Origin of the sequence: Halomonas terrestris (assembly GCF_049166755.1) — a bacterium.
Taxonomy (GTDB): Bacteria; Pseudomonadota; Gammaproteobacteria; order Pseudomonadales; family Halomonadaceae; genus Halomonas.
On record NZ_JBMHFZ010000005.1, the window covers coordinates 205,669 to 215,905 of the forward strand.

Sequence of the window (10,237 nt, forward strand, 5' to 3'; positions counted from 1 at the left end):
CCCGGAGACCCCATGAGCAAGCCCTTTCGCCTCGCTTCGAAGTTCCAGCCCGCCGGTGACCAGCCCACGGCCATCGACAGCCTGGTCAAGGGGCTGGAGGCGGGGCTGGCCCACCAGACGCTGCTCGGTGTGACCGGGTCGGGCAAGACCTTCACCATGGCCAACGTGGTGCAGACCCTGCAGCGGCCGACCATCGTCATGGCCCCCAACAAGACGCTGGCGGCCCAGCTCTACGGCGAGTTCAAGGCATTCTTCCCCGACAACGCCATCGAGTACTTCGTCTCCTACTACGACTACTACCAGCCGGAGGCGTACGTCCCCTCGTCGGACACCTTCATCGAGAAGGACGCCTCGATCAACGACCACATCGAGCAGATGCGCCTTTCGGCCACCAAGGCGCTGCTGGAGCGCCGCGATGCGCTGATCGTGGTCTCGGTCTCGGCGATCTACGGCCTGGGCGACCCGGACCAGTACCTGAAGATGCGCCTGCACTTCACCCGCGGCGAGCTGATCGACCAGCGCCGTTTCCTGCGGCGCCTGGCGGAGCTGCAGTACACGCGCAACGACATGGACTTCAAGCGTGGCACCTACCGGGTGCGCGGCGACGTGATCGATATCTACCCGGCCGACTCCGACGAGGAGGCGGTGCGGGTCGAGCTGTTCGACGACGAGATCGATTCGATCCGTCTGTTCGATCCGCTCACCGGCGAAACGCGGGGCGAGGTGCCGCGCATGACCATCTACCCCAAGAGTCACTACGTGACGCCGCGGGAAACGATCATCTCCGCCGCCGAGGCGATCAAGGCCGAGCTGGTCGAGCGCCTGGAATGGCTGCGCAAGAACGACCGGCTGGTGGAGGCGCAGCGCCTCGAACAGCGCACCCTCTACGATCTGGAGATGATGAACGAGCTGGGCTACTGCAACGGCATCGAGAACTACTCGCGCTACCTGTCGGGGCGCAACCCGGGGGAGCCGCCGCCCACCTTCTTCGACTACCTGCCGGCGGATGCGCTGCTGTTCATCGACGAGTCCCACGTCAGCGTTCCCCAGGTGGGAGGCATGTACAAGGGCGATCGCTCGCGCAAGGAGACCCTGGTGGAGTACGGCTTCCGGCTGCCCTCGGCGCTGGACAACCGCCCGATGACCTTCGAGGAGTGGGAGGCGATCTGCCCGCAGACGATCTTCGTCTCCGCCACCCCGGGGCCCTACGAAGCGGAGCATGCCGGTCAGGTGGTGGAGCAGGTGGTGCGCCCCACCGGCCTGCTCGACCCCGAGCTGGAGGTGCGGCCGGCCAGCACTCAGGTGGACGACCTGCTCTCGGAGATCCGCCTGCGCAGCGCGGTGGGCGAGCGGGTGCTGGTGACGACCCTGACCAAGCGCATGGCCGAGGACCTCACCGAGTACCTGGACGAGCACGACGTCCGCGTGCGCTATCTGCATTCGGACATCGACACCGTGGAGCGGGTGGAGATCATCCGCGACCTGCGCCTGGGCAAGTTCGACGTGCTGGTGGGCATCAACCTGCTGCGCGAGGGCCTCGACATCCCCGAGGTGTCGCTGGTGGCGATCCTCGATGCCGACAAGGAGGGGTTCCTGCGCAACGAGCGCTCGCTGATCCAGACCATCGGCCGCGCGGCGCGCAACGCCCACGGCAAGGCCATTCTCTATGGCGACCGGGTCACCGACTCCATGCGCCGCGCCATGGACGAGACCGAGCGGCGTCGCACCAAGCAGATCGCCCACAACGAGGCCCACGGCATCACCCCGACCACCGTGACCCGTTCGGTGGCGGATATCCTGGAGGCCGCCCAGGCCCCCGGGAAGAAGGGCAAGGGGCGCAAGGCGGAGCGCAGGGTGGCCGAGCGCGAGGCCCTCTACGACCCCGCCGAACTGTCCCCCGGCGAGCTGCTCAAGGAGATATCGCGGGTCGAGGACGGGATGCACGAGGCGGCGCAGAACCTGGAGTTCGAGGAGGCGGCACGCCTTCGCGACCGGCTGCACGAGCTGAAGGAGCGCCAGCTGCTGCTGGGCACGGCCTGATTCCTCGCCGCCGTCTCACGGGTCGGGGCAAGGCTATTTATACCGTTATCTTCCTGGCGCCCTCGGCGAAACCGCCACCCTTTGGTGGTAGAACGCTGCCGGCAGGGCAGGGGGTGAGGTATAATCCGCCCCCGTTCGAGCCCGTCACGCCGGCCATGCCGCCGGCCCGCGAGCGGGCAAGCCGACAACGCCAAGGAGTCCCTTGCTGATGACCGTGATTCGCCAGGACGATCTGATCCAGAGCGTCGCCGATGCCCTGCAGTACATCTCCTACTACCACCCGAAGGACTTCATCGACGCCATGGCGGCGGCCTACGAGCGTGAGGAGAATCCCGCCGCCAAGGACGCCATCGCCCAGATCCTGATCAACTCGCGCATGTGCGCCCTGGGTCACCGCCCGATCTGCCAGGACACCGGCATCGTCACCGTCTTCGTGCATGTGGGCATGAACGTGCGCTGGGACGCCGAGATGAGCCTCGACGACATGATCAACGAGGGCGTGCGTCGCGCCTACCGGCTGCCCGACAACGTGCTGCGCGCCTCGGTGCTGGCCGACCCGGACGGCGCCCGCAAGAACACCGGCGACAACACCCCGGCGATCATCCACCACAAGATCGTCCCCGGCGACAACGTCGAGGTGCACGTGGCGGCCAAGGGCGGCGGCAGCGAGGCGAAGTCCAAGTTCGCCATGCTCAATCCCTCCGACAGCGTGGTCGACTGGGTGATGGAGCAGCTGCCCAGGATGGGGGCCGGCTGGTGCCCGCCCGGCATGCTGGGTATCGGCATCGGCGGCACCGCCGAGAAGGCCATGGAGATCGCCAAGGAGGCGCTGCTCGATCCCATCGACATCCAGGAGCTGCAGGCGCGTGGTCCCGCCAATCGCGCCGAGGAACTGCGCCTGGAGCTGTTCGACAAGGTCAACCGCAGCGGCATCGGCGCCCAGGGGCTGGGCGGCCTGACCACGGTGCTCGACATCAAGGTCAAGGACTACCCGACCCATGCGGCCAACAAGCCGGTGGCGATCATCCCCAACTGCGCCGCCACCCGCCATGCCCACTTCACCCTGGACGGCAGCGGTCCAGCGGCCCTGCCGGCGCCGAAGCTCGAGGACTGGCCGGAGATCACCCGCGAGGCGGGCGACAACGTCAGGCGCGTCGACCTCGACAGCGTGACGCCGGAGGAGGTGCGGACCTGGCAGCCCGGCGACACCCTGCTGCTCAACGGCAAGCTGCTGACCGGCCGTGATGCCGCCCACAAGCGCATGGTCGACATGATCGCCAGGGGCGAGCCGCTGCCCGTGGACATGAAGGGGCGCTTCATCTACTACGTGGGCCCGGTAGACCCGGTGGGCGACGAGGTGGTCGGCCCGGCCGGCCCCACCACCGCCACCCGCATGGACAAGTTCACCCGCACCATGCTGGAGGAGACCGGCCTGCTGGGCATGGTCGGCAAGGCCGAGCGCGGCCCGGCCGCCATCGAGGCGATCCGCGACAACCAGGCGGTCTACCTGATGGCCGTGGGCGGCTCTGCCTACCTGGTCGCCCAGGCGATCAAGAAGTCCCGGGTGGTGGGCTTCGAGGACCTGGGCATGGAGGCCATCTACGAGTTCGAGGTGGAGGACATGCCGGTCACCGTGGCGGTGGACAGCCAGGGCACCTCGGTGCACCAGACCGGTCCCGCCAAGTGGAAGGAGATCATCGCCGAGCGCGCCTGATCGCGTTCCTCGCCGAAACGCGCGACCCCGCCACCTGGCGGGGTCGCGCGTTTCGGGGGTATGCTGTAGCCCACTGTTTTCGTGGGGCGAGTTTTTCCCGATACCGATGGCCGTCGATGGAGCCGGCGGCCGGTGACAGATGGAGTGCGCATGGCCTCGTGGCTGATCGGTTGGGCGATTTTCCTGTTGCACCTGCTGGGCATCCTCTCGGCGGTACTGGCCCTGATGTCGAGCCGCACCTCCCAGGGTGCCATCGCCTGGATCCTCTCCCTGATCACGCTGCCCTACCTGGCCGTGCCCGCCTACTGGATCTTCGGCCGGCCGCGCTTCTACGGCTATGTCTCGGCACGCGGCGAGCGCGACAGCGTGCTGCGCCGGGTGCTGGCACGCTATCGGGAAAGGGTGGAACCCTTCGTCGCCGAGGCGAGGGATCCCGATATCCGGGCGGTGGAACAGCTGGCCATGATGCCACTGACCAGCGGTAACCGCGCGGAGCTGCTGATCGACGGCGAGGCCACCTTCGACAGCCTCTTCGACGGCATCGAGCGGGCCGAGGAGTACATCCTCATCCAGTTCTTCATCGTGCGCAACGATGCCCTGGGCGTCGAGCTCAAGCACCACCTCCAGCGGGCCGCCGAACGCGGCGTGCGGGTCTATTTCCTGTATGACGAGATCGGCAGCCACAAGCTCAACGAGGGCTACCTGCGCGACCTCGCCGCCTATGGCGTCGAAGTGAGCGCCTTCCGCTCCTCCCGCGGGTTTCGCCATCGCTTCCAGCTCAACTTCCGCAACCATCGCAAGGTGCTGGTGACCGATGGCAGGGAGGGCTGGCTGGGTGGCTTCAACGTCGGCGTGGAATACCTGGGGCTGGGGCGGCATGGCCCCTGGCGGGATACCCACCTCAAGCTCGTCGGTCCCGCCGTGCTGGGCCTGCAGGAGGCATTCTGGGAAGACTGGCACTGGGCCACCGGCGAGGTGATCAACCTGGCCTGGACCCCACGGGAAACCTGCGAGGCGTGCCAGGACGTGGTGATCGTGCCCTCGGGGCCCGCGGATCGCCAGGAGACCGCCAGCCTGCTGGTGCAGCACGCCATCCACAGCGCCCATGAGCGCTTCTGGGTGACCAGTCCCTACTTCGTGCCCGACCAGGGGGTCCAGGACGCCCTGCGTCTGGCCGCGATGCGCGGGGTCGACGTGCGCATCATGATGCCCGAGCGGCCGGATCACCTGCTGGTGTTCCTCTCGGCGTTCTCCTTCCTGCCGGACATGCTGCGGGCCGGGGTCAGGGTATATCGCTACCAGCCGGGCTTCCTGCACCAGAAGGTGATGCTGATCGACGATAGCGCCGCCAGCGTGGGAACCGTCAACCTCGACAATCGCTCCTTCCGGCTCAACTTCGAGATCACGGCCTTCGTGCCGGACCGGCGCTTCGCCGCCGAGGTGCGGCTGATGCTGGAGCGGGATTTCGCCGATTGCCGGCGAATCACCCGCGACGAGCTGGTCGCACGGCCGCTGTGGCGCAGGATCGTCTCGCGGGCCGCCTACCTCCTGTCGCCGATCCAGTGATACATTACCGCCTGCGATGGCCCGCAGGATGCGGCCGGTATTACACCAGTGATCGGGAGCCCCGGTGAACCTCGAGACTAAATGGCTGGAAGACTTCGTTGCCCTGGCCAACACCCGCAGCTTTTCCGCCTCGGCGCGGCAGCGCCATGTCACCCAGCCGGCCTTCAGCCGCCGCATCCGCGCCCTGGAGCAGGCCGTCGGGGTGACCCTGGTGGATCGTTCCACCACGCCGGTGGACCTCACCTCCGAGGGGCAGCTGTTCCTGGTCACCGCCCGTAACCTGGTCGAGCAGCTCAACGAGAGCCTGGGCCACCTGCGGGGGCTCTCCATGGCCAACGAGGCGCTGGATATCGTGGCCGCCCACTCCCTGGCGCTGAGCTTCTACCCGCAGTGGATCTCGCGCCTGCAGCAGGGACTGGGCGAGCTCCCCACCCGGCTGGTGGCGATGAACGTCGGCGAGGCGATCCATGTGCTGCGCGAGGGCAACTGCGACCTGATGCTGGCCTACTACGACCCCTATGCCAGCATGCAGCTCGATGCGGAGGTGTTCCCCTCCTTCTCCATCGGCCAGGTGAAGATGGTGCCGGTATGCCTGCCCGACGAGGCCGGCAAGCCGCGCTTCCCGCTGGAGGGGCACGACCCCATTCCCTATCTCTCCTACACCCAGGGAGCCTTCCTCGGTCGCAGCGTGCGCATGCTGCTGAAGAACGACCCGCTGCGCATGCGTCTGCGCACCGTCTACGAGACGGCCATGGCGGAGGGGCTCAAGGGCATGGTGATGCAGGGGTTGGGCATGGCCTGGATCCCCGACTTCTGCATTCGCGAGGAACTGACCAGCGGCCGGCTGGTGCGCGCCGGCGGGGAGCAGTGGGACGTGCCGCTGGAGATCCGTCTCTATCGCTGTTCGCTGGTGCACAAGCCCGGCGTCGAGAAGCTGTGGCGGCAGATGCAGAAATTGCCGCGCGACTTCCTCCAGGCGTGAAAGAGGTGCGATTGCCTGCTGCGCTCGTGGCGGAAATCTCGTCCTTTTCCCCGAACTAGGCTCCGAGGTCGGCGGGAAGGCCCAGGAAGTTCTGGATGATGAAGAAGTGGTCCTCGAACAGGCTTTCCGGTTCGAGGTCGGCCAGGGCGACCCAGCGGGCATGGTCGCCGCCCTTGACCGGCTTGAGTTGTGGCAGCTGCTGCTCGGGGCGCAGGGCGAAGTAGAAGGCCTCGGCCAGGGTGCGGCCGCGCCAGCTGCGGTGGGGCTCGTCGAACAGCCGCTGGCCGCGCAGCGAGCCCTTCAGCACCGCTTCGGGCACCTTCAGGCGCACGCGCTCGCGCAACTCGCGCAGGCAGGCGTCGAGCAACCGCTCGTGGGGGTTGATGAAGCCGCCGGGCAGGGCGAAGAGCCCCTTGCCGGGGGCGGCGGTCCGGCGCACCAGCAGCACGTGGCCCGACTGCACCACCACGGCGTTGACGGTGACGAAGATCGGCGGGTAGGGGGCCTGGGCCCAGGCGCTGCGGTACTGCTCGAGCAGCTGCTGCTCCTCGATCAACTGCCGGTAGCTGGCCTGCGAGCAGAAGTGGCGAACCTCCTCGAGCACGCCGGGGGGGAGGTCGTGGGCGGCGCCGGTGCTCAGGTAGTCCTCCGCGGAGGAGGCCGAACGGAACAGGCGCTCGCGGATCTGGCTGGCCGAGATGCCCTCGACCAGCGGCACGCTCACCGACTCCCACTGGGGGAACAGCGAGAGGTAGTAGCTCGACTGGCCGCGGCTGGCCCCGATCAGGCCGATGCGCGGCAGGCGGGCATGGTCGTGGCTGGCGATGTCGCGGACCTTGCGCTGCACGTCCCGCACCCAGACGTCGTTGTTGTAGAGCGCATCCAGCAGCGGCACGATCTCCAGCCGGGCGTTCTCCTCCTCGTCGAAGGCGCTGCGCAGCATGCGCTGGCGCTCCTCGAAGCGCCATGGGTTGCGCAGCGAGCGGGCCTGCCAGGCCGAGCCCGCCAGCACGATGACCTGGCGCGCTCGCTTGAGTGCCTCGTGGATCACCGCCAGGTGGCCGAGGTGAGGCGGCTGAAAGCGTCCGATGAAGACCAGACAGTCGAAGTCGCAGGCGGGCAATTCGGTGTCCGGTCGTGCGGTCATGGGAGGTCCTTGCAGCTGGGAGTGCGCGACCCATTATGGTCAGCGCCGGGGGCGGGTGCAATGCGCCCGGGTGGCAGCACACCCGGTTACATTCGCGTATGCTGAAGGGCACGACAGGAAAGCGTGGGGGCGTTGTGCTCGAGTCTACCGTGATCAGGGTGCGGGTGGTGTTCTGGTGGAACGTGACCCACCGGGCCATCCGGCTGTGGCTGGAACGCAACGCCTTCAGTTACGCCGGGTCGCTGGCCTTCTATACGCTCTTCTCGCTGGCCCCCACGGTGATCATCGCGGTGACGGTGATCGGCGTGGTGCTCGGCGAGGAGGCCGCCCAGGGGCAGATCGTCGCCCGGTTGCAGGCCACCATGGGCGAGGAGGCCGCCCGGGCCATCGAGCAGGCGGTCGCCCAGTCGCGTATCGAGGAGTCGGGCCTGCTGCCGACCCTGCTGGGTGCCGGGGCCCTGCTGGTCGGGGCCACCACGGTGTTCGCCCAGATGCAGTTCTCCCTCAACACCATCTGGGGTGTCACTGCCCGGCCGAGCAGCAACAGCCTGCTGGTCTTCCTCAAGAATCGGGTGCTGTCGCTGACCGTGGTGCTGTCGATCGGCTTCATCTTGCTGGTCTCGCTGGTGTTCGGCGTCCTGATCCGCGCCATGCTCCAGGCCGCCGACGACCTGCTGCCGTTCGTCGGCCTGCTGACCACCGGTGCCGAGTTCCTGGTCTCCCTGGCGGTGATCGCGACCCTCTTCGCCACCATCTTCAAGGTGCTGCCCGACGTGGTACTGCGCTGGCAGGAGGTGCTGGTCGGTGCCGTGGTCACTGCCCTGCTGTTCGCCGTCGGCCGCTCGGCCATCGCCATCTACCTGGCCCACACCGCCACGGCCTCCACCTACGGTGCCGCCGGCTCGGTGGTGATGATCCTGCTGTGGGTCTACTACAGCTCGCTGATCCTGCTCTTTGGCGCGGCCTTCACGCGCTGCCACCTGGAAGCCAGGGGCAGGGCGATCGTGCCCCGCAATACCGCGGTTCTCGTCAAGCGGGAGCTGGTGGATACCTGAGCAGGGTGCCCGGCACGAGGCCGGCGAGTGCCGGCCCCGTGCACGCCGATCAGCCGCGGCCGAAGCGCTCCCGGGCCAGGTCGTCGGCCACCCGGGCGGGGCTGCGTTGCTCGCGGTTGGCCCGGGCGAAGATCTCGTCCAGGGTGTCGCCGATTCGCTCGATATGGGCCATGACGTCCTCCCGCCGGTAGGCGTCACCCCGGCGCTGCCAGGCGATCTCGATCACGCCGCCGGCATTGGCCACGTAGTCCGGGGTATAGAGGATGCCGCGCTCCATCAGCCGATCGGCGATGCCGGGACTCGCCAGCTGGTTGTTGGCGGCACCGCAGACCACCCTCGCCCGCAGCCGTTCGACCACATCGGCCGTGAGGGCGGCTCCCATGGCGCAGGGGGCGAAGAGATCCACCTCGGCGTCGAAGATCGCCTCGGGAGCCACGGCTTCGGCGCCCAGCGTCTCTGCCAGGTGGGCGAGGGCCTGGCGGTCGACGTCGGTGAGCACCAGTTCGGCGCCGGCATCCTTGAGATGGCGGGCCAGGTGCGCGCCCACATGACCCACGCCCTGGACGGCCACCCGCAATCCGGCGAGGTCATCCCGGCCCAGGCCGTGGCGCACGGCGCTCTTCAGTGCGCAGAACACCCCCCAGGCGGTGAAGGGGGAGGGATCCCCGGATTCCCCGCCGTGATGGCGGAGCCCGCCCACGTGATCGGTGACCTCGGCGATGACCTGCATGTCCGCCTCGCTGGAGCCGGAGTCCTCGGCGGTGATGTAGGCACCGCCCAGGGAGTCCACCAGGCGCCCCATGGCGCGCAGCAGCGCCGGGGTCTTGTCGCTGCGCGGGTCGGCGATGATCACCGCCTTGCCGCCGCCCAGGGGCAGGTCGGCCAGGGCCGACTTGTAGGACATGCCGCGGGAGAGGCGCAGCACGTCGGTGAGGGCCTCGGCGTCGCTGGCATAGGGGAAGATGCGCAGGCCGCCCAGGGCGGGGCCGCGGTGGGTATCGTGGATGGCAATGATGGCGCGCAGGCCGCTCGCCTCGTCGCTGCCGAAGACGACCTGCCGGTGATGGTCGAACTCGGGGTGTTCGAAGACCGTCATGATGGACACTCCCTCGTGAGGATGATCGTTGTGGTTGTGGTTGCCCGGGTAGGGCGATGCCCTGCGACATGCGGCTTGTGGCCGTGAATCGTCCAGGGTCACTCATCAGACTAATGCATCGCGGTGACAGCGGGAAGCCCGGGGAAGGCTGGTCCGGGGGGCCGTCGTGCTGGTAGAAAGAGAGGCGAGCGCGACTCCCCCCGGAACAGGAGATGGACATGGACAAGTGCTGCGTGAAGGCCCTGGTGGTGGGCAAGGTGCAGGGCGTCTGGTATCGCCGGGCGGCCCAGGAGCAGGCCCTGCGACATGGCGTCACCGGTCATGCGCGGAACCTTCCCGATGGCCGCGTGGAAGTGCTGATGTGCGGTGACCGCGAGGCGATCAAGGCGCTCAGCGAGTGGCTGTGGAAGGGGCCGCCCAATGCCCGGGTGACCCATGTGGAACTCGAGGTGATCGAGACCCATGACCCCGACACCTTCACGACCCTCTAGGAGCCTGTCTGATTTGACCGATCGTCACGAGAGATTCGGATTTCGAGACAAGTTTATCGATCTGATGAGGCGAATAGCCCGCTATTTAACGAATCAGATCGAATGAAATTGGCCGAAAGACCGGATCTCGCAGTAGATCAGCGTTA

Annotated in this window: 8 protein-coding genes; 6 read left to right on the forward strand and 2 right to left on the reverse strand. The window is 67.7% G+C overall.

Annotated features, from left to right (window positions below):
* Positions 1–12: 12 nt before the first annotated feature.
* The 4 genes from uvrB (at position 13) to ACOMD9_RS07605 (ending at position 6,302) form a co-directional block, all read left to right on the forward strand.
* A complete protein-coding gene (gene uvrB / locus ACOMD9_RS07590; protein ID WP_421413328.1) occupies positions 13–2,040 on the forward strand; it encodes an excinuclease ABC subunit UvrB in 2,028 nt (675 codons plus the stop codon).
* A 208-nt stretch (positions 2,041–2,248) separates the two neighbouring features.
* Positions 2,249–3,754, forward strand: a complete 1,506-nt coding sequence (locus ACOMD9_RS07595) for a fumarate hydratase (protein ID WP_421413330.1) — start codon at positions 2,249–2,251, stop codon at positions 3,752–3,754.
* 150 nt (positions 3,755–3,904) lie between these two features.
* A complete protein-coding gene (gene cls / locus ACOMD9_RS07600) occupies positions 3,905–5,320 on the forward strand; it encodes a cardiolipin synthase (protein WP_421413332.1) in 1,416 nt (471 codons plus the stop codon).
* 64 nt (positions 5,321–5,384) lie between these two features.
* Positions 5,385–6,302, forward strand: coding sequence for a LysR substrate-binding domain-containing protein (locus ACOMD9_RS07605; protein WP_421413335.1), 918 nt, complete (start codon positions 5,385–5,387; stop codon positions 6,300–6,302).
* 55 nt (positions 6,303–6,357) lie between these two features.
* Here ACOMD9_RS07605 and ACOMD9_RS07610 read toward each other — a convergent pair whose 3' ends face one another.
* Positions 6,358–7,449 carry a bifunctional nicotinamide-nucleotide adenylyltransferase/Nudix hydroxylase gene (locus ACOMD9_RS07610; RefSeq protein WP_421413337.1) on the reverse strand — a complete coding sequence of 364 codons (1,092 nt, stop codon included), beginning with the start codon at positions 7,447–7,449 and terminating at the stop codon, positions 6,358–6,360.
* Positions 7,450–7,583: 134 nt separating this feature from the next.
* Here ACOMD9_RS07610 and ACOMD9_RS07615 point away from each other — a divergent pair, with 134 nt between their 5' ends.
* A complete protein-coding gene (locus ACOMD9_RS07615; protein ID WP_421413339.1) occupies positions 7,584–8,504 on the forward strand; it encodes a YihY/virulence factor BrkB family protein in 921 nt (306 codons plus the stop codon).
* Positions 8,505–8,553: 49 nt separating this feature from the next.
* Here the strand turns inward: ACOMD9_RS07615 and ACOMD9_RS07620 are convergent, their stop codons facing one another.
* Complete coding sequence (locus ACOMD9_RS07620) at positions 8,554–9,600, reverse strand: Glu/Leu/Phe/Val family dehydrogenase (protein ID WP_421413342.1); 1,047 nt, start codon at positions 9,598–9,600, stop codon at positions 8,554–8,556.
* A 218-nt stretch (positions 9,601–9,818) separates the two neighbouring features.
* Between ACOMD9_RS07620 and ACOMD9_RS07625 the strand changes: the two genes are divergently transcribed.
* Positions 9,819–10,091: an acylphosphatase gene (locus ACOMD9_RS07625; RefSeq protein ID WP_421413345.1), complete on the forward strand. Its 273-nt coding sequence runs from the start codon at positions 9,819–9,821 to the stop codon at positions 10,089–10,091.
* Positions 10,092–10,237: the final 146 nt, after the last annotated feature.